General features: G+C 73.1%; 18 protein-coding genes. 14 read left to right on the top strand and 4 right to left on the bottom strand.

Annotated features, from left to right (window positions below):
• Positions 1–91: 91 nt before the first annotated feature.
• Positions 92–1,417 (top strand): sulfate adenylyltransferase subunit 1, encoded by a 1,326-nt coding sequence (locus ACZ69I_RS29785; protein WP_470835687.1) that lies wholly within the window; start codon positions 92–94, stop codon positions 1,415–1,417.
• Between the two features lie 25 nt (positions 1,418–1,442).
• Here ACZ69I_RS29785 and ACZ69I_RS29780 read toward each other — a convergent pair whose 3' ends face one another.
• Positions 1,443–1,859 (bottom strand): Fur family transcriptional regulator, encoded by a 417-nt coding sequence (locus ACZ69I_RS29780; protein WP_467681398.1) that lies wholly within the window; start codon positions 1,857–1,859, stop codon positions 1,443–1,445.
• Positions 1,860–2,187: 328 nt separating this feature from the next.
• On the opposite strand from ACZ69I_RS29780, the gene katG reads away from it, so the two are divergent.
• The 4 genes from katG to ACZ69I_RS29760 all read left to right on the top strand — a co-directional run bounded on the left by katG (position 2,188) and on the right by ACZ69I_RS29760 (position 10,606).
• Positions 2,188–4,413, top strand: coding sequence for a catalase/peroxidase HPI (gene katG / locus ACZ69I_RS29775; RefSeq protein WP_470835686.1), 2,226 nt, complete (start codon positions 2,188–2,190; stop codon positions 4,411–4,413).
• A gap of 304 nt (positions 4,414–4,717) precedes the next feature.
• Positions 4,718–6,082, top strand: a complete 1,365-nt coding sequence (locus ACZ69I_RS29770; protein WP_467681394.1) for an FAD-dependent oxidoreductase — start codon at positions 4,718–4,720, stop codon at positions 6,080–6,082.
• Between the two features lie 398 nt (positions 6,083–6,480).
• A complete protein-coding gene (locus ACZ69I_RS29765) occupies positions 6,481–9,657 on the top strand; it encodes an AfsR/SARP family transcriptional regulator (protein WP_470835685.1) in 3,177 nt (1,058 codons plus the stop codon).
• A 286-nt stretch (positions 9,658–9,943) separates the two neighbouring features.
• On the top strand, positions 9,944–10,606 hold the full coding sequence (locus ACZ69I_RS29760) for a M15 family metallopeptidase (RefSeq protein ID WP_470835684.1): 663 nt from the start codon (positions 9,944–9,946) through the stop codon (positions 10,604–10,606).
• A 7-nt stretch (positions 10,607–10,613) separates the two neighbouring features.
• Here the strand turns inward: ACZ69I_RS29760 and ACZ69I_RS29755 are convergent, their stop codons facing one another.
• Positions 10,614–11,309: a type 1 glutamine amidotransferase domain-containing protein gene (locus tag ACZ69I_RS29755; RefSeq protein WP_470835683.1), complete on the bottom strand. Its 696-nt coding sequence runs from the start codon at positions 11,307–11,309 to the stop codon at positions 10,614–10,616.
• A gap of 215 nt (positions 11,310–11,524) precedes the next feature.
• On the opposite strand from ACZ69I_RS29755, the gene ACZ69I_RS29750 reads away from it, so the two are divergent.
• Positions 11,525–12,466, top strand: coding sequence for a DNA-binding protein (locus tag ACZ69I_RS29750; protein WP_470835681.1), 942 nt, complete (start codon positions 11,525–11,527; stop codon positions 12,464–12,466).
• On the opposite strand, the gene ACZ69I_RS29745 is transcribed toward ACZ69I_RS29750, so the two are convergent.
• Entirely contained in the window at positions 12,366–13,007 is a 642-nt protein-coding gene (locus ACZ69I_RS29745) for a TetR/AcrR family transcriptional regulator (protein ID WP_470835680.1), read from the bottom strand. The genes ACZ69I_RS29750 and ACZ69I_RS29745 overlap by 101 nt on opposite strands.
• 243 nt (positions 13,008–13,250) lie before the next feature.
• On the opposite strand from ACZ69I_RS29745, the gene ACZ69I_RS29740 reads away from it, so the two are divergent.
• The 5 genes from ACZ69I_RS29740 to ACZ69I_RS29720 all read left to right on the top strand — a co-directional run bounded on the left by ACZ69I_RS29740 (position 13,251) and on the right by ACZ69I_RS29720 (position 18,685).
• A complete protein-coding gene (locus tag ACZ69I_RS29740) occupies positions 13,251–13,793 on the top strand; it encodes a 2Fe-2S iron-sulfur cluster-binding protein (RefSeq protein WP_389720430.1) in 543 nt (180 codons plus the stop codon).
• Positions 13,790–14,782 (top strand): FAD binding domain-containing protein, encoded by a 993-nt coding sequence (locus ACZ69I_RS29735; protein WP_470835679.1) that lies wholly within the window; start codon positions 13,790–13,792, stop codon positions 14,780–14,782. Before ACZ69I_RS29740 ends, ACZ69I_RS29735 begins: the two co-directional genes overlap by 4 nt.
• Positions 14,779–16,917 carry a xanthine dehydrogenase family protein molybdopterin-binding subunit gene (locus ACZ69I_RS29730; protein WP_467681380.1) on the top strand — a complete coding sequence of 713 codons (2,139 nt, stop codon included), beginning with the start codon at positions 14,779–14,781 and terminating at the stop codon, positions 16,915–16,917. The genes ACZ69I_RS29735 and ACZ69I_RS29730 overlap by 4 nt, the downstream gene beginning before the upstream one ends.
• Positions 16,910–18,073, top strand: a complete 1,164-nt coding sequence (locus tag ACZ69I_RS29725) for an XdhC family protein (RefSeq protein WP_470835678.1) — start codon at positions 16,910–16,912, stop codon at positions 18,071–18,073. The genes ACZ69I_RS29730 and ACZ69I_RS29725 overlap by 8 nt, the downstream gene beginning before the upstream one ends.
• A 237-nt stretch (positions 18,074–18,310) precedes the next feature.
• Positions 18,311–18,685: a VOC family protein gene (locus tag ACZ69I_RS29720; RefSeq protein WP_470835676.1), complete on the top strand. Its 375-nt coding sequence runs from the start codon at positions 18,311–18,313 to the stop codon at positions 18,683–18,685.
• A gap of 16 nt (positions 18,686–18,701) precedes the next feature.
• Here ACZ69I_RS29720 and ACZ69I_RS29715 read toward each other — a convergent pair whose 3' ends face one another.
• Entirely contained in the window at positions 18,702–19,166 is a 465-nt protein-coding gene (locus ACZ69I_RS29715; protein WP_470835675.1) for a GNAT family N-acetyltransferase, read from the bottom strand.
• Between the two features lie 181 nt (positions 19,167–19,347).
• On the opposite strand from ACZ69I_RS29715, the gene ACZ69I_RS29710 reads away from it, so the two are divergent.
• From ACZ69I_RS29710 to ACZ69I_RS29700, 3 genes are all read left to right on the top strand, one after another.
• Positions 19,348–20,241 (top strand): MEDS domain-containing protein, encoded by an 894-nt coding sequence (locus tag ACZ69I_RS29710; protein ID WP_470835674.1) that lies wholly within the window; start codon positions 19,348–19,350, stop codon positions 20,239–20,241.
• The gene (locus ACZ69I_RS29705; protein ID WP_470835673.1) at positions 20,238–21,212 is read left to right on the top strand and encodes an anti-sigma factor RsbA family regulatory protein; all 975 of its coding nucleotides are present in this window, start codon (positions 20,238–20,240) and stop codon (positions 21,210–21,212) included. Before ACZ69I_RS29710 ends, ACZ69I_RS29705 begins: the two co-directional genes overlap by 4 nt.
• Before the next feature lie 87 nt (positions 21,213–21,299).
• Positions 21,300–22,529, top strand: a complete 1,230-nt coding sequence (locus ACZ69I_RS29700) for a carboxylesterase family protein (RefSeq protein WP_470835672.1) — start codon at positions 21,300–21,302, stop codon at positions 22,527–22,529.
• Positions 22,530–22,583: the final 54 nt, after the last annotated feature.

Genomic DNA, 22,583 nt, shown 5'->3' with positions numbered 1-22,583 from the left:
CCCGGCTCACCGAGCGGGGCGCGACCCGCGCCGACGACAAGATGTCCGAGGCCGCGATGGAAGACCGCAAGCGCGAGGGGTACTTCTAACCATGACCACCACCAGCACCACTACGGGTCCCGGAACCGGCATCGGGACCGGCACCAGCACGGACGCCGGCGCCGGTTCCGCCGCTGGAACACTCCGCCTCGCCACGGCCGGTTCGGTCGACGACGGCAAGTCGACCTTGGTGGGGCGCCTGCTTCACGACTCCAAGTCGATCCTGTCCGACCAGCTGGAGGCCGTCGAGCGGGCCTCGCGCAGCCGCGGCGCCGCCGAACCCGACCTGGCCCTCCTGACCGACGGCCTGCGCGCCGAGCGGGAACAGGGCATCACCATCGACGTGGCCTATCGCTACTTCGCCACCGCCCGGCGCCGGTTCATCCTCGCCGACACCCCCGGCCACGTGCAGTACACGCGCAACATGGTCACCGGCGCCTCCACCGCCGACCTCGCCGTGATCCTGGTCGACGCCCGCAACGGAGTGGTCGAGCAGACCCGCCGCCACGCCGCCGTCGCGGCCCTGCTGCGCGTCCCGCACGTCGTCCTCGCCGTGAACAAGATGGACCTCGTCGCCTACGCCGAGCCCGTCTTCGAGAAGATCGCCGAGGAGTTCACCGCGTACGCCGCCGAGCTCGGCGTGCCCGAGGTCACCGCCGTCCCCGTCTCCGCCCTCGCGGGCGACAACGTGGTCGACCCTTCCGCGCACATGGACTGGTACTCCGGCCCGACGGTCCTGGAGCACCTGGAGACCGTTCCGGTCGGTCACGAACCGGAGGGGTGCCGGGCCCGCTTCCCCGTGCAGTACGTGATCCGCCCGCAGACCGCCGAACACCCCGACTACCGCGGCTACGCGGGCCAGATCGCCGTCGGCGCCTTCCGCGTCGGCGATTCCGTGACGGTCCTGCCCTCGGGACGGACCTCCACCGTCAAGGGCATCGACCTGCTCGGCACCTCCGTCGACGTCGCGCGGGCACCCCAGTCGGTCACCATCCTCCTCGAAGACGACATCGACGTCTCCCGCGGCGACCTCCTGGTGCCCTCCGACGGCATACCCGCCCTCGGCCAGGACGTCGAGGCCACGGTCTGCCACGTCGCCGACACCCCTCTCACGGTCGGCCAGCGCGTGCTGCTCAAGCACACCACCCGCACCGTCAAGGCGATCGTCAAGGAGATCCCCTCGCGGCTCACCCTGGAGGATCTCTCCCAGCACCCCGCCCCGGGGCGTCTCGTCGCCAACGACATCGGCCGGGTGAGGGTCCGCACCGCCGAACCGATCGCCCTGGACTCCTACGCGGACTCCCGGCGCACCGGATCCTTCCTCCTGATCGACCCCGCGGACGGCACCACCCTCGCCGCGGGGATGCGCACCGCGTGACCGGGGGCCGGGTTCCGGCGAGGGGTCAGGTGCCCGCGCAGTCGGGGCACCGGCCCCGGAAGGTCACCTCGGCCGCGGAGACGGTGAAGCCGTAACGCTCGGAGGGCGGCAGGTCGGTGAGCGGGTCGCCCTCGGGGTGCACGTCGCGGATGGCGCCGCAGTCCGAGCAGACCAGGTGCTGGTGGGGGTGGTGGGCGTTCGGGTCGTAGCGTTTGGCACGGCCGTCCGTGGCCACTTCGGCGACTTCGCCGAGCGCGACCAGTTCGCCGAGGGTGTTGTAGACGGTGGCGCGCGAGATCTCCGGCAGCCGGAGCGCGGCCCGGGCGAGCACCTCGTCGGCGGTGAGGTGGACGTGTTCGCCGGCGAGCACCTCGGCGACGACGCGACGCTGGGCGGTCATCCGCCAGCCGCGGCCACGAAGTCGATGCAGCAGGTCACTCATGACCACCAGCCCTAACTGTGCATAGTTTCCCGACGATTGGATGCGCGTGCGCCTGTCCGTCGTATTGACTTGTCCGCCGTATTGACTTGTCTGGCATATTGACTTGGATTTGGTCCATCGTAGGATCGGTTCCGGCTGACAGCCAAGGGACAGGGCAACAGCAGGGAACTACACGTGACTTCAGGAGACGGGTCCTCCCGGCCCGGCATCCGGATCCGCGGCTCGCAGACCGCACGCCCCGCGCGCGGTCGGTCGGACCTGTGCCCCCGACTGTTCCACCACCCTCAGCTCTTGAGCACCGTGATCCGCCCCCTCCGGAAGGATTCCCATGACTGAGAACCACGACGCGATCGTCACCGACCCCAAGCCGGAGGAGACAGGGAGCGGTTGCCCTGTCGCGCGCGCGGCACACCCGACGCAGGGCGGCGGAAACCGGCAGTGGTGGCCGGAACGGCTCAACCTGAAGATCCTCGCCAAGAACCCCGCCGTGGCCAACCCGCTCGGCGAGGAGTTCGACTACGCCAAGGCCTTCGAGTCCCTGGACCTCCCGGCCGTGAAGCGGGACATCGCCGAGGTCCTCACGACCTCGCAGGACTGGTGGCCCGCGGACTTCGGCAACTACGGCCCGTTCATGATCCGCATGGCCTGGCACAGCGCGGGCACCTACCGGATCAGCGACGGCCGCGGCGGCGCCGGCGCGGGACAGCAGCGCTTCGCCCCGCTCAACAGCTGGCCGGACAACGCCAGCCTCGACAAGGCCCGCCGCCTGCTGTGGCCGGTCAAGAAGAAGTACGGGCAGTCCCTCTCGTGGGCCGACCTCCTGGTCCTCACCGGCAACGTCGCCCTGGAGCAGATGGGCTTCGAGACCTTCGGCTTCGGCGGCGGCCGCGCCGACGTGTGGGAGCCGGACGAGGACGTCTACTGGGGCCCGGAGACCACCTGGCTCGGCGACGAGCGCTACACCGGTGACCGGGAGCTCGAGAACCCGCTCGGTGCGGTCCAGATGGGTCTGATCTACGTCAATCCCGAGGGCCCGAACGGCACTCCGGACCCGATCGCCGCGGCCCGTGACATCCGTGAGACCTTCCGCCGGATGGCGATGAACGACGAGGAGACGGTCGCCCTGATCGCGGGCGGTCACACCTTCGGCAAGACCCACGGCGCGGGCCCGGCCGACGCGGTCGGCGACGACCCCGAGGCCGCCCCGATGGAGCAGATGGGCCTCGGCTGGCGGAGCACGCACGGCACCGGCGTCGGCGCCGACGCGATCACCAGCGGTCTCGAGGGCATCTGGACCGACACCCCCACCGCGTGGGACAACAGCTTCTTCGAGATCCTCTTCGGCTACGAGTGGGAGCTGTTCAAGAGCCCCGCGGGCGCCTTCCAGTGGCGGCCGAAGGACGGCGCGGGCGCGGGCACCGTGCCCGACGCGTTCGACGCGTCGAAGACCCACGCCCCGACGATGCTGACGACCGACCTGTCGCTGCGCCTCGACCCGGTCTACGAGCCCATCTCGCGCCGCTTCAAGGACGACCCGCAGGCCTTCGCGGACGCCTTCGCCCGGGCCTGGTTCAAGCTGACCCACCGTGACATGGGCCCGGTCGTGCGCTACCTCGGCCCGGAGGTCCCGAGCGAGACGCAGCTGTGGCAGGACCCGCTGCCCGAGGTGACGTACGAAGGCATCGGCGCCGAGGAGATCGCCGCCCTCAAGGCGCAGATCCTCGACTCGGACCTGACGGTGTCCCAGCTGGTGTCCACCGCGTGGGCCGCGGCCTCGTCCTTCCGCGGCAGCGACAAGCGCGGCGGCGCCAACGGCGCGCGCATCCGCCTGGAGCCGCAGCGCGGTTGGGAGGTCAACAACCCTGACCAGCTGGCGACCGTCCTGAGCACTCTGGAGACCATCCAGGAGTCCTTCAACTCGGCCCGCACCGACGGCAAGCAGGTCTCGCTCGCGGACCTGATCGTGCTCGGTGGCGGCGCGGCCGTCGAGCAGGCCGCCAAGGACGCCGGCTTCGCCGTCGAGGTGCCCTTCACGCCGGGCCGCGTCGACGCGTCGCAGGAGCAGACCGACGTGGAGTCGTTCGCGGCGATCGAGCCCGCGGCGGACGGTTTCCGCAACTACGTCGGCAAGGGCAACCGGCTGCCCGCCGAGTACCTGCTGCTCGACAAGGCGAACCTGCTGACCCTGAGCGCCCCGGAGATGACCGTGCTCGTGGGCGGCCTGCGCGTCCTGGGCGCCAACCACCAGGGCTCCAAGCTCGGCGTCCTCACCAGCAGCCCCGGCACGCTGACCAACGACTTCTTCGTGAACCTGCTCGACCTGGGCACCACGTGGAAATCGACGTCCGAGGCCCAGGACACCTTCGAGGGCCGCGACGCCACGGGTGAGGTCAAGTGGACCGGCAGCCGCGCCGACCTGGTCTTCGGATCGAACTCCGAGCTGCGCGCGCTCGCCGAGGTGTACGCGAGCGACGACGCGAAGCAGAAGTTCGTGACCGACTTCGTCGCGGCGTGGGCGAAGGTCATGGACCTCGACCGGTTCGACGTCGCCTGAGCCGGTTCCCGGCCGTCTGAGCCGGGCCGCCCCATCCGGTTCGCCCACTCCGGTCCACCGCCGTCCGCTCCGTCCTGCGTCCAGGCCGTCGCCCCCACCCGGGCGGCCCGGACGTACGGCGGGCGGGCGGCCATCAGAGGCTGTCCGAGGCTTTCCCGCCGACTGCCGGGCGCTCTCGGGGCACGGGTACACTCATAAGGCAGCCTTATGGGGTCATAAAGATGACCCGCCTACTTACTTAGGCTTGCCTTAGTTTAGGCTTTCCCTCGAGTCACTCCATTCACCGCTCGAAGGGAACCTGAACATGTCTCGCCCTCTGCGGGTAGCCATTGTCGGAGCCGGCCCCGCCGGGATCTACGCCGCCGACGCGCTGCTCAAGTCCGCAGAGGCGGTCGAGCCGGGTGTGTCGATCGACCTCTTCGAGCGGATGCCGGCACCCTTCGGTCTGATCCGTTACGGCGTCGCCCCGGACCACCCGCGGATCAAGGGCATCATCACCGCCCTGCACCAGGTGCTCGACAAGCCTCAGATCCGCCTCTTCGGCAACGTCGACTACCCGCGCGACATCAGCCTGGACGACCTGCGCGCCTTCTACGACGCGGTGATCTTCTCCACGGGCGCGACGGCCGACCGCGAGCTTCGCATACCGGGCATCGACCTCGACGGCTCGTACGGCGCCGCGGACTTCGTCTCCTGGTACGACGGGCACCCCGACGTGCCGCGGACCTGGCCGCTGGAGGCGGAGAAGGTCGCCGTCCTCGGCGTCGGCAACGTCGCGCTCGACGTGGCGCGCATCCTCGCCAAGACCGCGGAGGAACTGCTGCCGACCGAGATCCCGGCCAACGTGCACGAGGGCCTCAAGGCCAACAAGGCGCTGGAGGTCCATGTCTTCGGGCGCCGTGGCCCCGCGCAGGCCAAGTTCAGCCCGATGGAGCTGCGCGAGCTGGACCACTCGCCGAACATCGAGGTCATCGTCGACCCCGAAGACATCGACTACGACGACGGTTCCATCGCGACCCGGCGCGGCAACAAGCAGGCCGACATGGTCGCCAAGACCCTGGAGAACTGGGCCATCCGCGACGTCGGGGACCGGCCGCACAAGCTGTTCCTGCACTTCTTCGAGTCGCCCGTCGAGATCCTCGGCGAGGACGGCAAGGTCGTCGGCCTGCGCACCGAGCGCACGGCCCTGGACGGCACCGGCAACGTCAAGGGCACGGGCGAGTTCAAGGACTGGGACCTCGGTGCGGTCTACCGTGCGGTGGGCTACCTCTCCGACGAACTGCCCAAGCTGCCCTGGGACGTCGCGTCCGGCACGGTGCCCGACCAGGCGGGCCGCGTGATCGAGGACAGCGGCGAGCACCTGCAGTCGACGTACGTCACCGGGTGGATCCGGCGCGGCCCCGTCGGCCTCATCGGCCACACCAAGGGCGACGCCAACGAGACGGTCGCGAGCCTGCTCGACGACCGTGCCAACGGCCGCCTGCACACCCCGGCCTCGCCCGAGCCCGAGGCCGTCGACGCGTTCCTCGGCGAGCGCGACGTCCGCTTCACCACGTGGGACGGCTGGTACCGCCTCGACGCCGCGGAGAAGGCCCTGGGCGAGCCGCAGGGCCGCGAGCGCGTGAAGATCGTCGAGCGCGAGGACATGCTCCGGGCGAGCGAGGCGTAGATCTCCGACCCGGGTGGACGAGCGGCCGAGGCGGCATCAGCCGCCTCGGCCGCTCGTCCACCCGGGTCCTGCTCGTCACTGAGCCGGGTGACGCGACGGCTCGCGGCGCCGCTGGTACGGGGCCGGGGCGCCCGGCGGCCGCACCGCCCCTCACCTTCGCCTCCGCCGCTCCGTGCGCTGTCGCCGCCGACCTCGGCAGACCTCGCCACACGCTCTCGCCCCTGCTTTCGAGGCGCCTCAGACCTTTGCCCCCGGCGCTCGCCCCCCCCGGGAGGGCCCCGCCCCACCGAGCTGGCCTGATTCCCCTCGCCGCGGCGCGAGGTGAGGTCGCCGCGCCGTAGCATGACCAGTCGATCGGGGAGCGGGGGCGGTGCGGGGCAGGACCCATGGAGCTGGGCGTGGACACGGACATGCACTTCCACTTGCTCGGGCCGGTCGAGGCGTGGCGTGCGGGCCGGCGCCTCGCTCTCGGCGGGCCCAAGCCGCGGGCGCTGCTCGCCGCGCTGCTCCTGGAGCCGGGGCGGGTGGTCTCCGCGGAGGCGCTGGTCGACGTGCTCTGGGGGGAGAGCCCGCCGGACACGGCGAGGTCCCTGATCCAGTCGTACGTCTCCGCGCTGCGCCGCGCCCTGCCCCCCGACGTCATCGAGACAAGACCGCCGGGCTATCTGATCCACGCGGACGCCGACCTCGTCGACCGTGCCGCGTTCCTGCGGCTCTCCGCCGCGGGCCGGGACGCGGCGGCCGCCGGGGACCACGCCACGGCGGCCCGGCTGCTGAGCGAGGCCCTCGCGCTGTGGCGCGGCCCCGCCCTCGGCGGGATCGGCGAGACCCTGCGCGCGACGGCCGACCAGCTCGAAGAGGCCCGGCAGGCAGCCCTGGAGGAGCGGATCGCCGCGGACCTCGCGCGGTCGGGCCGCGAGACGGAGCTGGTCGGCGAGCTCACCGCCCTCGTCGCCACGCACCCGACCCGCGAGCGATTACGCGCCCAACTGATGCTCTGCCTGTACCGGTTGGGTCGGCAGGCCGACGCGCTCGCGGTCTACGCCGAGGGCCGCGACGTACTCGCCGAGGAGCTGGGACTCGACCCGGGGCCGGTCCTCAGATCGATGCACGAGGCGATCCTGCGGGCGGACGCGGCGCTGCTGCCCACCGCCCCGGAGGGCGCGTCGAGGGGCACGAACACCCCGGCCCCCACGGGATCCGTCGGCGAAGCGGGCACGACGCACACCCGCAGCACCGCCCCCTCATCCGAAGACCCCGGATCCCACGCCTTCGCGCACGACATCGGCCCGACGGCCGTCGACCGCCCACCCCCCGCCCTCCTGCCGCCCGCCATCGGGGACTTCACCGGCCGCGAGGCGCAGCTGCGCGAGGTGCGGGCCGCCCTCACCGGACCCGGACCCCGGCAGGCCGTTCCCGTCGTCGTCATCTCAGGGCCTGGCGGCATCGGCAAGTCCGTCCTCGGCGTCACGGCCGCACACCGGGTCGCCGACGCCTACCCCGACGGGCAGCTCTACGCCGAACTCCGGGGCGCCACCGACCCCGTGGCACCCGGCGAGGTGCTCGGACGGCTGCTGCGCGCCCTGGGGGCCGAACCCCCGGAGGGGGACGCCGAGCGCAGGGACCTCTTCCGCAGCCTCGTCGCGGGCCGCCGCGTCCTGCTCGTCCTCGACGACGCGGGCAGCGAGGCGCAGGTGCGGCCGGTGCTGCCGGGGAGCGCCACGTGCGGGGTGCTGATCACCGCACGCGCCCGCCTCGGCGCCCTGCCCTGCACGCACCGCACCGATCTCGACGTGTTCGACACGGAGCCGGGCATCGACCTGCTCGCCCGGGTCGCCGGCGAACGGCGCGTGAGCGACGACCCCGGCGCGGCCCGCCGCATCGTCAAGCTGTGCGGCGGCCTGCCCCTGGCGCTGCGCATCGCCGGAGCCCGCCTCGCGACCCGCAGCCACTGGTCGGCGCGCACGCTCGCCGACCGGCTCGCCGACGAGCGCCACCGCCTGGACGAGCTGTCCGTCGGCGACCTGGAGGTCCGGGCGGGCCTCGGCCTCAGCTACCGCGCCCTCGACGCCCCGGCCCGCACCGCCCTGCGCCGCCTCGGCCTGCTCGCCGCGCCCGATGTCGCGTCCTGGGTCGTCGCCGCGCTGCTGGACGCGCCGGAAGCCGAGGCGGAGGGCGTCGTGGAACAGCTCATCGACGCCCAACTGCTGCACTGCACGCTCGTGGACCGCGCGGGCCAGCCCCGCTACCGTCCGCACGACCTCGTGCGGGTGTACGCGGCCGAACGTGCCGAGGCCGAGGACACCCCCGCCGAACGCTCCGCCGCCGTCGGCCGGGCACTTGGTGCCGGGCTCTGGCTCACCGGCCGCGTCGCGTCCGCCATCCCGTCCGGCGCCGTCGAACTGCACCGGGGCTTCCTGGACTCGGGCGGCCCGGCGGGCGCGGGCTCCCCATCGCTGCGCCGTCTCGTGCGGCCGGTCGGTCCCGAGGCCACGCGGCGGGCGCTCGCCGATCCGGCGGCCTGGTTCGAGGCCGAGGCCGACGCGTTCGCCGCCGCTGTGGAACGGGCCGCGTCCTTCGATCTGCACACGCTGGCCTGCGAGGCGGCGGCTGCCCTCTGCTCATCCGCGTACGCGGTCGGCAACCGTTTCGAGGCCTGGTGGCGCAGCCACGATGCCGCCCTGGCCGCCGCCCGGCGGGCCGAGGACCGCTCCGGTGAAGCCCTGCTGCTCATCGGGCTCGGTCAACTCCGTTATGAACAGGACCGGTTCGACGAGTCACAGGAGTACTTCCGGCAGGCGGCGGGCATCTGCGCCGACCTCGGTGACGCCCGGGGCCGGGCCGCCGCCCTCGCCGGACTCGGCAGCGCGCTGCGCGAGGCCGGACGGCTGCGCGCCGCGCTGGACGTACTGACCCGGGCCGTGCACGGCTTCCGCGGGCTGGGCGACGACCCGGGGCTCGGCCTCTCCTGCCGTTTCGCGGGTACGGTCCACCTCGAACTCGGCGACCGCAAGGCGGCGTTCACCCTCCTCGACGAGTCGCTGCGGGCCTACCGCAGGCTCGGCAGCCGGCGCGGCGAGGCCCTCACGCTGCGGTCGCTGAGCCTGGTGCACCGCTCGCTCGGCGCCTATGCCGAGGCCGAGCAGCTCGCCGACCGGGCCGTGGCCCTCCTCGCCGCCATCGGGGACCGGCTGATGTCGGCGTACGCGGTGCAGGCGCGGGCCAAATGCCGGATGCGGCTGGGGCGTTCGGCCGAAGCGGCCGCCGAGCTGCGGGACGTCCTGGAGACCTGCCGCGCCCACCACGACCGCTTCGGTGAGGCGCTCGCCCTGCGCACGCTCGGCGAATGCGAGCTCGCCGACGGCCGCTTCGCCGCCGCCGAGCGGCGGCTCACCGCGGCGGCCGACCTCTGGGCGGCCCTGGACCTGCCCCTGGCCCGCGCCCGCACCCTGCGCGATCTCGCCGCGGCGCGGGAGGCGGCGGGCGAGCGGGCGCACGCGCTGGCGTTGCGGACGGAGGCGCGGGGCGTCTTCGCGGCGTACGAGGCGCGCGAGCTGACCGAGCCCGGCATCTGAACCGGCTGGGAAGACAGCAGAGTTGGCGCGGATTTGCAGAGGAATTACAGCGCGCTGCGGCAGTCTCTTCGTGTCGGCGGTTCAGCGGCCGACGGCAACAGCGGATCTAACGGGGGAGAGGCCACTGTTGCTCTCGCGGCCCATACGACCGATCAGTCGGCCGTATGGGCCGTCTGTCGCGTGGCGCCACCGCACAGGCGGGGACTCCGGGGGCGGGCAGCAGCCCGCCCCCGGTGCCGTGCCCGCCATGTCTGCCAGGACGACTTCCGCCTCGAAGGGGCCGAGCATGCCGCCGATCATCCTCATGAACGACCCCCGGGTCGTCGACATCCCCGTCCACGACTGCGGTGAACCCCTCATCGACCTGCGCCACCTGCCCTTCGTGGACGTCGACGACCGCCTCGCCGACCCGGCGGGCGCCTACGCCCAGCTGCGTGAGGGCGTCGCCTGGCGGCTCGCCCGCGCCGCCCGGCTGCTGCCCGAGGGCCTGCGCCTGCTGATCACCGAGGGCTACCGGCCGATCGACCTGCAGACCAAGTACTTCGAGGAGTACGCGGCCGAACTCAGACGCGCCCACCCCGACTGGACGGGGGCCCATCTCCACCGCCAGGCGAGCCGCTCGCTCTCGCCGCCGGAAGTGGCCCCGCACGTGGCGGGCGCCGCCGTCGACGTCACCCTGCGCACCACGAACGGCACCGAACTCGACCTCGGCACACCGGTGAACGCCAGCCCCGAGGACAGCGCCGGAGCCTGTTACACCGACGCCGACGGGATCTCCTCCACGGCCCGCCGCAATCGCCGCACCCTCACGGCCGCCCTGGCCACCGTGGGCCTCGTCAACTACCCCACGGAGTGGTGGCACTGGTCCTACGGCGACCGGTACTGGGCGCTGGCCACGAGCAGCCCCCGGGCCCACTACGGCGCGGTGACCTTCCACGCCTCGCACTGAGCACCGGTCAGGGCAGCTGCTTGAGCAGCTCCGCGGCGAGCGGGGCGGAGGAGGCCGGGTTCTGGCCGGTGACCAGGTTGCGGTCGACGACCACGTGCGGCGCCCACGGCTCCCCCTCCTGGAAGTCGGCGCCGCCCTGCACCAGGCGGTCCTGGAGCAGCCACTTCGCGCGGTCGGCGAGGCCCGCCTGGCTCTCCTCGGCGTTGGTGAAACCGGTGAGGCGGTAGCCCGCGAAGGAGGGAAGGCCGTCACCCGAGACGGCCGCCAGGAGCGCGGCCGGGGCGTGGCAGACGATCCCGAGCGGCTTGCCCGTCTCCAGAGCGCGGGTGAGCAGGGCGCCGGACTCCGCGTCGACGGCGAGGTCCTCCATGGGGCCGTGGCCGCCGGGGTAGAAGACGGCGGCGTAGTCGTCGAGCCGCACGTCCGCCAGCTTGACCGGGCCCTGGAGCTCGGTGAACGCCGCGAGCGAGGCCTCGACCCTGTCGGCGCCCTCCTGGCCGCCGTTGACCTCCGGGGCGAGGGAGCCGCGGTCGACGGTGGGGACGACACCGCCGGGGGTGGCGACGACGACCTCGTGGCCCGCGGCCTTGAACGCCTCGTACGGGGCGACGGCCTCCTCGGCCCAGAAACCGGTCGGGTGCCGGGTTCCGTCGGCCAGCGTCCAGTGGTCCGAGCCGGTGACTACGAACAGGATCTTCGACATGCGGTGCTCTCCGGGGGACGGGCCCGGTGGGGACCGGGCGGCGATCGGGGTGGACACACGCCGACGTTCTGGCACCCTGGCCTTCGGGCCGTTCGATCTTCCGGCCTTCCGGCGTTCCGAGGCCGGATCGTCCGCGCGGTGCTGCCCTCGAAGGTAGACCTATCGGGCATAACTATCCAATGAGGAAACGGGGGGGGGGAGGCATCGGCCATCGCGTGACGCCCGCGGGCGCCCCACATCAGCCCCCCTCGTCCGTCCCCCTGGTCGTCCGCGTCACCCAGCGGCTGCTCGCCCTCGACGCCGGGCGCGGCGCGCGGGCCGCCGCGCGGGCGATCCCCGGAGCCGTGCGGCGCGTCCCCGAACTCGGTGCCGCGCCCGCGAGCCCGCGTACCCACGACAGCGAACTAATCGCCGCCCTGGCCGAGTTGTGCGAGGTCATGGGGTGGATCTTGTTCGACGCCGGGTTTCCCCGGCGGGCCGGGCGCGCGAACGCGCGGGCGCTGGCCCTGGCGGATTTCTGCGGCGACCGGTGGACGGGGCGCCTCGTCCTGCTGAACCACAGCATGCTGCAGGCCCACGTCGGCCGCCCCCGGGCCGCCCTGGAGACCGCCTCGCGCGCGGCGGGAGTGCGGGCCCTCCCGGCCAGGGTCGGTGCGCTCGTCCTGATCCGGCAGGCCCACGCGACCGCCATGCTGGGCGCGGCCTCCGATTCCGTGCGACGGCTCTCCCGGGCCCGGAGCCTCTTCCTGGACGGCGTGTCCGCGAGCGACCCGTCCTGGGCCTGGTGGATCGACGAGACCGAACTCCTGGGGCACGAGGGGTGGGTCCTGGCGCGGCTGCACCGCTGGGATCGCGCCATCCCCCTGCTGCGGCAGGCCGCCGCCGCGCCCGGCGGGCCGTCCTACCGCGACCTGTTCACCGCGGAGCTGCTCGCTGCGCTCGCGGGCGCCGGGGCCTGGCGGGACGCCGAAGACCTCATCCGGGACGTCGCGCCCCGGGCGGCGCACATGGGGTCCGTCCGGGCGACGGAGTCGCTGGCGGCCACGGCGGCCCTGCTCAGGCTCCGTCCGGACGCGTCGCCCGCGGTGCGCGACGCGGCGGTCCACCTCCTGGAGCTGCTCGGCGCCCCGGCGCGCCGGCCCGCAGTCCGTCCATGACGAGGTCCATGAGGCGCCCGGCCCGGCTCTCCCAGTCGCTGTGCGGATCGATCTGCCAGAGTCCCGCGATGGCGAGCAGGAAGTCGTCGGGGGTCACGCCCGGCCGGATCGTCCCGGCCTCCTCGTTCGCCCTGAGCAGGAGCGCGATGGCCTCGGTCAGGGGTCCGGGGCCCACCCCGGCCAGGCTGGTGAGCGTGCTCGTGGCCTTGCGTATCGCGTCGGCGAGACCTGCCTTGGCCATGCCGAATTGGACGAGGCGGTCCATCCACTCCCGCAGGGCCCGGTCGGGGGCGCGGCTCGCCAGCAACTGGCAGGCCGCGTCGCAGACGTGCTGGACCTCGTAGCGGTACACCTCGAGGACGAGTGACTCGCGGTTGGGGAAGTTGCGGTAGAACGTGCCCTGCCCGACGCCCGCCTTCTTCGCGATCGCGCTGAGCGGTGCGTCGCTCGACCGCGTCAGCTCCGCGAGGGCCACGTCGAGGATCCGTTCCCGGTTGCGCTGCGCGTCCGAGCGCAGGGGCGCGTTCTTGTGCAGGCCCATCCGCTCTCCTTCCGCCGTCGCGCATCGCGGCCTGGTTGTGCCTTGCTGAGCGGACAACTGTCCGCTAAGTTCGACGACTAACGGACATCTGTCCGCTTAGGGTCACCATAGCGGCATCCGCGGCTGCTGGGGACCCCTGCCGCCGGAGCGGCCGCGTGCCCTCCTTCCTGTACAGCGCCACTTCCTCCCGAACTCCCCGCCGGGACCGCCTCGTTCGACGCGATTCGCGAAAGAAGGCTGCTCATGGCTCCATCGACGTCCAGTGCCGTCACCCTGAACATCAACGGTGAGAAGCACACACTGTCCGTCGACCACCGCACCACGCTGCTCGACGCCCTGCGCGAGCGGCTCGATCTGACCGGTACCAAGAAGGGCTGTGACCAAGGCCAGTGCGGGGCCTGCACAGTGCTCATCGACGGCCGCCGTGCCGTCTCCTGTCTGCAGCTCGCCGTCGCGGCCGAGGGGCGTGAGATCACCACGATCGAGGGGGTCGCGGACGGCGACCGGCTGCACCCCGTGCAGCAGGCCTTCCTCGACCTCGACGGCTACCAGTGCGGCTACTGCACGCCGGGGCAGATCTGTTCCGCCCTCGGCGCGCTCCAGGAACACGCCGACGGCTGGCCGAGCGCCGCCACCACCGACGTGCGTCCCGAGGCGGGCGTGCCCGAACTCACCGCCGACGAGATCCGCGAGCGGATGAGCGGCAACCTGTGCCGCTGCGGCGCGTACGTGTCGATCGTGCAGGCCGTCGCGAAGGCGGCGCGCGCCGAGGAGGAAGCGGTATGAGGGACTTCGGCTACCAGCGGGTGTACGACGTGCCGGGCGCGGTCGCCGTCCTCGGCGCCGACCCCGACGCCCGCTACCTCGGCGGCGGCACCAACCTCGTCGACCTGATGAAGACCGGCGTCGAGCGGCCCGCGCTCCTCGTCGACGTACGCGAACTGCCCCTGAACACCATCGAGATCACCGAGGACGACGGGCTGCGCATCGGCGCGACCGTCACCAACAGCGACCTCGCCGCCCACCCCGAAGTGCGCCGCCGCTACCCGGCGTTGGCGCAGGCGGTCCTCGCGGGCGCCTCCGGCCAGCTGCGCAACATGGCGACGGTGGGCGGAAACCTGCTCCAGCGCACCCGCTGCGGCTACTTCACCGATCTGACCAAGCCCTGCAACAAGCGCGAACCCGGCACCGGTTGCTCCGCCGTCGAGGGCGAACACCACAACCACGCGATCCTCGGCGCGACCGAGCACTGCGTGGCCGTCCACCCCTCGGACATGGGCGTGGCCCTCGCCGCCTTCGACGCCGTCGTCCACTACGAATCGGCGGCCGGCGCGGGCGAGTTGCCGCTCTCCGAGTTCTACCTGCCCGTGGGCGACACCCCGCATCTGGAGACCGCGCTGCCGTCCGGCGCGCTGATCACCGGCGTGACCCTGCCGCCCGCCCCGGTCGCCGCCCTCTCCCGCTACCGCAAGGTGCGCGAGCGCGCCTCCTACGCCTTCGCCATCGGCTCGATCGCCGCGGCCCTCGAGGTGCGCGACGGCGTCGTACGGGACGTGCGCATCGGGATCGGCGCGGTCGCGTCCCGGCCGTGGCGGGCCCGGACGGCCGAGGCGGCGCTGACCGGCGGCCCCGCGAGCGCCGACGCCTTCGCCGCCGCGGCCGACGCCGAACTGGCGGCCGCCCGTGCCCTGCCCCGCAACGGCTACAAGGTGACGCTCACCCGCAACCTCGTCGTGGCCCTGCTGACCGAACTCACCGAGGAGGCCGCACGATGACCACGACCACCGCAACCACCGCGGTGACGGGCGCCGTCGGCACCGCGCACACCCGCGTCGAAGGCCTCGACAAGGTCACCGGCGCCGCCCGTTACGCCGGCGAGATCCCCTTCGCCGACCTCGCCCACGGCTGGCTCGTGCCGTCCACGATCGCCCGCGGCCGGATCCGCTCGGTGGAGGCGGAGCCCGTACTGGCCATGCCCGGCGTCCTCGCCGTGCTGCACCACGGGAACGCGCCGCGGGTCGACGCGGACTACGTGGGCATGCTCGGGCTGCCCGACCCCGTCGTCGCGGTCTTCCAGCACGACCGGGTGCCCTTCGTGGGCTGGCCGGTGGCGCTCGTCGTCGCCGAGACGTCCGAACAGGCCAGGGAGGCCGCCGAGGCGCTGGTGGTCCACTACGACCAGGAGCCGCACGACGTCGCCTTCTCCGCCAACCGCCCGGGCACGTACACGCCGGACGGCGACGACAACCGTACGGAGAAGGGCGACCTGGACGCCCAGCTCGGCGCGTCCGCCCATGTCGTGGACGCCGAGTACACCACACCCGAGGAGCACCACAGCGCGATGGAGCCGCACGCGGCGACGGCGCGCTGGGACGGCGGGCGCCTGGAGGTCGTCGACTCCAACCAGGGCAGTACCTGGGTCGCGGACGAGCTGGCGAAACTGTTCTCGCTCGACCTGGCCTCGGTGCGGGTGCTGTCCGAACACGTCGGCGGCGCCTTCGGGTCCAAGGGGCTGCGGGTCCACCAGGTCCTCGCCGTGATGGCGGCCACCGTGCTCGACCGGCCCGTCCGCGTCGTACTGACCCGCCGTCAGCTCTTCTCGCTCGTCGGCTACCGCAGCCCCACCACGCAGCGCGTGCGGCTCGGCGCGGACCCGGACGGCCGGCTGCGCGCCTTCGACCACCAGGCGCAGAGCCTGTCGTCGAGCGTGTACGAGTTCGTCGAGGCGAGCGCCGGATACGGGCGTGCGATGTATCCCGCCGACGCGCACCACACCGTCAACCGTCTCGTACGCCTCGACGTGCCGACCCCGACCTATGTGCGTGCCCCGGGCGAGGCGCCCGGCTCCTTCGCGGTGGAGTCCGCGCTCGACGAGCTCGCGGAGAAGTGCGGCATGGACCCCATCGCGCTGCGGGTCCGCAACGAACCCGACGTGGGCCCCGTATCCGGCCTGCCGTTCAGCAGCCGCAACCTGCTGGCGTGTTACGAGGAGGGCGCCCGCAGGTTCGGCTGGGCGGACCGCGATCCGCGGCCCGGGCTGCGCCGCGAGGGGCGCTGGCTGCTCGGCACCGGCACGGCCGCCTCCACCTTCCCCGTACTCGTCGCCCCGAGCACGGCGGCGGTGACGGCGGAGGCCGACGGCGCCTTCACCGTGCGCATCACCGCGGCGGACGTCGGCACGGGCGCGCGGACCGCGCTCACTCTCATCGCCGCGGACGCTCTCGGCGTGGCGCCGGACCGCGTGCGCGTGCGGATCGCCGACAGCGACTTCGGCCCCGCCATGATCGCGGGCGGTTCCATGGGCACCCGCTCCTGGGGCTGGGCGGTCACCCTCGCGGCGCGCGAGCTGCGGGAGAAGCTGGTCCCCGGCGGGCACGTTCCGCCGGAGGGCATCACCGTGCGGTCGGACACCAGTGAGGCCATCGGCGCGCTCACCCAGAAGGAACGGCACTCCTTCGGCGCGCAGTTCGCCGAGGTCGCCGTGGACGTGACCAGCGGAGAGGTGCGGGTGCGGCGCATGCTCGGCATCTTCGCCGCCGGCCGGATCGTCAACCCGCTGACCGCGCGCAGCCAGCTGATCGGCGGCATGATCTGGGGCCTCTCGATGGCGCTGCACGAGGAGGCCGTCAGGGACGCGGCGTCCGGCGGGATCGTGGCACCCGACCTCGCGGGCTACCACATCGCGACCAACGCCGACGTGCCGCACATCGAGGCGGACTGGGTGGCCGACCCCGACGCGGACGACCCGGTGGGCATCAAGGGCATCGGCGAGATCGGGATCGTGGGCGCCGCGGCGGCGGTCGCCAACGCGGTCTGGCACGCGACGGGCGTCCGCCACCGGGCGCTCCCCATCCGCCCCGACCGCGTCCTGCGGCCGACGGCCGGACCAGGGGAAGCCACCCGTGCTTGACATCGCCGACGACCTGAACCGCTGGCTCGAGGAGGGCCGGGACTTCGCCGTCGCCACGGTCGTGAGTGTCGGGGGCAGCGCGCCGCGCGGCCCCGGCGCCGCGCTGGCCGTCGACGGCGAGGGCACCGTCATCGGCTCGGTCTCCGGCGGCTGCGTGGAGGCGGCGGTCTACGAGCTGTGCGTCCAGGCCCTCCAGGAGGGCCGAGCCGTCGTCGAGCGGTTCGGCTACAGCGACGAGGACGCCTTCGCCGTCGGGCTGACCTGCGGCGGGGTCATCGAGGTCCTGGTCGCCCCGGTGGCCGCGGACGCACCGGACAGGGCGGTGTTCGCCGCCGCCCTGTCCGCCGCCGCCCGCGGCGGGGCGGCGGCCCTGGCCCGGGTGTTCAGGGGCCCGCCCGAACTCCTCGGCAGGCCCCTCCTGGTGACCGGGTCGGACGAGCGGTCGGACAGCATGTACGAAGGAACCCTGGGCGGTCACCCCGAGCTGGACCGCACCGCGGTGGGGGAGAGCCGCGCCCTGCTTGCGGCGGGCCGCACCGGCGAGTTCGTCGTCTCCGAGAGCGGAGCGCACTGCGGGAGCGAGGTGACGGTCCTCGTCGAGTCGAGCACGCCGCCTCCCCGCATGATCGTCTTCGGGGCCGTGGACTTCGCGGCGGCGCTGGTCCGCGCGGGCAAGTTCCTCGGCTACCACGTGACGGTCTGCGACGCCCGGTCCGTCTTCGCCACCCGGGCCCGCTTCCCGGAGGCCGACGACATCGTGACCGAGTGGCCGCACCGCTACCTCAGGGACACCGCCACGGACAGCCGCACCGTCCTGTGCGTCCTCACCCACGACGCGAAGTTCGACGTGCCGCTCCTCTCGGCGGCGCTGCGGCTGCCCGTCGCGTTCGTCGGCGCGATGGGCTCGCGCCGCACGCACGAGGACCGCAACCGCCGCCTGCGCGAGGAGGGCGTCACCGAGGACGAACTGTCCCGGCTCCACTCGCCGATCGGCCTCGACCTCGGGGCCCGCACGCCCGAGGAGACGGCCCTGTCCATCGCGGCGGAGATCGTCGCGACGCGCCAGGGCGGCACGGGACGCCCCCTGACGGGAGCACGGACGCCGATCCACCGCAACACCCCCGATGGCTCGGCGCGGGCACGGGCGGTGGCCTGACCGAGCTGAGAGCCTGTCTTTGCACCCCCGCCTGCGCCCCGACGTCCGGCACGCCCTCCCCCAAGTTCTCAGCTGCGCTCGAGCAGGGGGGACCCCCATGGCGCACGGAGTCCAAGGACAGGTGGCTCCGCCACATGACCTCGGACTCCGCACACCGATCGCACGCACCGGACGCCGCTGCGCCCGCGCTCCGCGCGGACGACGGGGGTGCAAAGACAGGCTCTGAGAGGATCAGCCATGCAGATCAACGCCCTCATCATCGACGCCGCCGATCCCGAACGGCTCGCCGCGTTCTGGTCCGAACTGCTCGACAGGCCGGTCGTCGGCCGTACGGGACCGTACGTGTGGCTCCGGCGGGAGAACGGCCTCGGCATCGGGTTCCAGCGGACCGACGGGACCAAGTCGGGCAAGAACCGCCTGCACTTCGACGTCGAGGCCCCCGACCCGGCCGCCGAACAGCGACGCGTCGAGGCCCTCGGCGGAAGCAGACTGGAAGGGTACGAGGACGGCGGGTTCCTGGTGATGGCCGACCCGGAGGGCAATGAGTTCTGCGTCATTCCCGAGGGCCCCCTCGACCTCGACGACCAAGGACGCACGGACTACCTGGCCTGACAACTGACCTGAGCGCTCAGGCCAGTTCCAGCACCCCCACCGTCTGGTCCCCACTGGTCTCCCCGGTCGGCCGGAACCCGAGCCCCAGATAGAAGGCTTCCGGACCGTCCGGTCCGGGGTGCCAGGAGACCAGCAGGCGTGAGCCGCCCCGGCGCCTGATCTCGGCGGCCACGCACTCCACGGCGAAGCGTCCGTAGCCACGGCCCTGCCGGTCGGCCGCGATGTTGAGACGCCAGAGCCCGGAGCGGAAATCGGTGCCCTTCCCGGTCCAGTCGATCTCGAAGAAGGCCATGAGGAAGCCGACGATCTCGTCGCCGTCGCAGATGAGCCGGGGCCACGCGACGCCGGGGTGCACGTAGGCCTCGGCCAGAGACTTCACCACGGGTGCCACCAGGTGCTCCTGGTCGGGGCGGACCCGCAGGCCGATCGCGGACTCGAAGGTGTCGGGAGTGACTTCCCGCAGCTGCAGTGACGTTGACATGTTTGAACCCTAAAGAGGGCCGCAAGTGGTTTTTGCCGACCTGAACCGCCATGCTCTTCCCCGCCCGGCCCGACGCCGCTCACCGAGGCCGTTCCGGAGGGCATCGCGGGTGCGTAACGTGTAATCGTCCAGCCGCATCGGGTAGCGGTGCGGCGGGCGTCGGCGGAGGGGGTGCGTGAGAATGGACGTGGCTCCTGCCCTGCGGGCGGTGGGGCAGATGCGGCCAGGGGATCACCTCCTCCTCGGCTACGGGACGGACGAGGAACGCGCGGCGGTGCTGGGCGCCTTCCTCATGGACGGACTCGCGGGCGGTCAGCGCGGGCTGCTTCTGACGTCGGCCGACGAGCCGGCGGCCGCCCTGTTCGGATTCCTGCGCCGCGAGGGATGCGACGTGGCGGGCGCGCTCGACGCGGGCAGGCTGCGGGCGAGGCCGCGGCTGAGCGTGTGCGGGGGAGCCCGCGCCATCGGCGAACTCGTCTGCCGCGAGGCCGAGTCCGCGACCGCCGACGGATTCCTCGGGCTGCGGGTCGCCCTCGATGTGGCCTCGACCCGTACCGACCTGCCGTCCGAGGCGCTCTGCGAGGCCGAGCGGCTACTCGACCCCGCCTTCGCGACGCTGCCCGCACTCGGCCTGTGCCTGTACGACCGCCGCCTCTTCGACCCGCGCGAACTGGCCGCGCTCGACGCCCTCCACCACGGCCGAGCCGTCGCCGACAACGTATGGCAGGACGAACTGCTGCGCATCACCCGGACGTTCACGCCACCGGGCCTCGCCCTGTGCGGTGAGATCGACGACAGCAATGTCACCGCGGTGGCCCGCGCGCTGCACGCCGAGACCGTGCGCGCCACCGAGCGGACGGACGGCCCGCACCAGACCCGCCTCGACATGCGCGACCTCACCTTCATCGACGTGTGCGCGCTGCGCCTGTTCGTCTTCACCGGCGTCGGCCTGTACGCGCTGGGCGGCGGCCTGGTCCTCCATGGCGTCGCCCCGCATCTGCGCAGGGTCATGCGCGTCACCGGCTGGGACCGTATGCCCGGCCTGGACATGGGAAAGGGACGCGAAGAGACATGACGCGCACCGGCTTCGTCCATCAGGCGCTGTGCTACGCCTCGGACGAGGAGTTCCTGTCCGGCACGGTGGGCTTCGTCCGCGACGGCCTCACGGCGGGCGACGCGGTGCTCGCCGTAGTAGGCCGCGACAACATCACGCTGCTGCGGGACGCCCTCGGCCAAGCCGCGCGGGACGTCGACTTCGTCGACGCCCTGGACTGGTACCACTTCCCGTCCCGCACCCTCGGCCGCTACAACGCCTACTGCACCGAACGCGACGGGGGCGGCACGCGCCGCGTCCGCGTCATCGGCGAGCCGGTCTGGACGGGGCGTACGGACGTCGAGACCCGGGAATGGAAGCGCTACGAATCGCTGATCAACGTGGCGTTCGCCGACTCCGGCCACTGGATCGTGTGCCCCTACGACGCCCGCACGCTGCCCGGCGACGTGCTCGCGGCCGCCGCGAGCACCCACCCCGAAGTGACCGTCACCTCCGACGGCCCGGCCCCCGTCGGCCGGTACACCGTCCCGCCCGACTTCTACGCCGAGTGCGACGAACTGGCGCGCACCTCACCGGGGGTGGCCGAACCGTCCGCGTCGGTCCGCTCGGTCTCCTTCGCCCGGGGCGAGTCGGTGGCGGTGCGCCTCGCCGTCGCCGAGTACGCCCGACGCTGCCGGGTCTCCGAGGACCGCGCGCGCGACATGGTCGCCGCCGTGCACGAAGCCGTGGTCAACGCCGTCCGGTTCGGCGGCGGCCGGGGCGTGCTGCGCCTGTGGTGCGATACCGACTGGATCGTCTGCGAGGTGGCGGACGCCGGAAGCGGCAGGCCCGCGGGACCGGGACAGCGGGACACGGGCTATCCGGGGCACATCCCGCCCGCGCCGGGAGCCGCGAGCGGGCATGGCCTGTGGGTCGTACGGCAGTTGAGCGACCTGGTCACCGAGCGCTTCGACCCGGAAGGCGCGGTGGTGCGGATCCACTTCCGGCGCTGAGGGGCGGGGTGCGCGTCAGTGGCGCCGATCCGCTCGGTGGCGGAGACTTCGCCGAGCAGAGGTACGCGCCACGGAAGGTGGGCAAGGATGACCGACTCGACGACGCTCCCCACGGAAGTGGTCCGCACCGGGCCGATGCGTTACGCCACGGCGGAACGTTTCGCCCGACCACGCCCGGTGACGGAGGGCGACTCCCGCCCGTCCAGCGGGCAGATCGCCCCGCAGCCCCCCTCCCGGCTCGACGCGGTGATGGGATCGCCGCGCGACGGCCGCCCGCAGGGCGAGGACTGCCTGAACCTGTCGATCACCACCCCCGCGCGGGACTCGGGGGCGAGACCGGTGCTCGTGTGGCTGCACGGCGGCGGATTCAGCAGCGGCGCGGGCCTCCTGGACTGGTACGATGGAGGCGCTCTCGCCGCCGAGGGCGACGTGGTCGTGGTCGGCGTCAACTACCGTCTGGGCGCGCTCGGTTACCTCTGCCTCGACGGGGTGAGCGAGGGCAACCTCGGCCTGTACGACCAGGTGGAGGCGTTGCGCTGGGTGCGGACGCACATCGCCGCGTACGGCGGCGACCCGTCGAACGTCACGGTCATGGGCCAATCCGCCGGCGGCATCTCGGTGCACCTCCTGATGCAACTGCCCGAGGCGCGCGGCCTCTTCCGCCGCGCCATCCTGCAGAGCGCCCCGATCGACCTCACCGCACGCCCCCACGCGGAGTCCCTCGCACTCGGCAGGATCTTCGCCGACGCCCTCGGCCGCGACCCGCACGCGGCCGATGTCCCCGCGATCCTGGCGGCCCAGAACGAGACGGCGCTGACGCACCTGCGGACCTCGGGCCGGACGATGGAGCCCGCCTTCATGCCGGTCGACGGCCTCGCCCCGCTCCCCGGCCCGGGGGACGCGGCCGACGAGAACGTACGGGGCATCGACGTCCTGTACGGCTGGAACGCCGACGACATGATCGTGTTCTGCCGGGACGACGACGATCCGGTGAAGCGGACCCGCGAGGTGTACGAGGTGCCTCTCGCCCGCTTCGGCGCGCGGCTGGCCCGCGCCGGAGCCCGGGCGCACGCGTACCGCCTCGACTGGCGCCCGGCCGGATCCCCCCTCGGCGCCGCCCACTGCCTCGAACTGCCCCTGCTCCTCGGCACCCGCGACGCCTGGCGGTCGTCCCCGATGCTGGGGGACACCCCCTGGGAGGAGACCGACCGGCTCGGCAGGGCCATGCGCGCCGCGTGGGTCGCCTTCGCCCGCACAGGCGAGACCGGCGCCCTGCCCGCGCCGCTGGTCGACGTGCCGGTGCCCGGACCGTCCTGAGGCCTGTGTCATGAGCCGGGTCGCAGCGGCGGCGCGGCGAGCCGGGCCGCCGCG

It is taken from the genome of Streptomyces sp. NPDC036815 (genome assembly GCF_055609205.1).
Note: the sequence above shows the minus strand (reverse complement) of the source record. Positions and strands in the feature narration are given on the sequence as shown.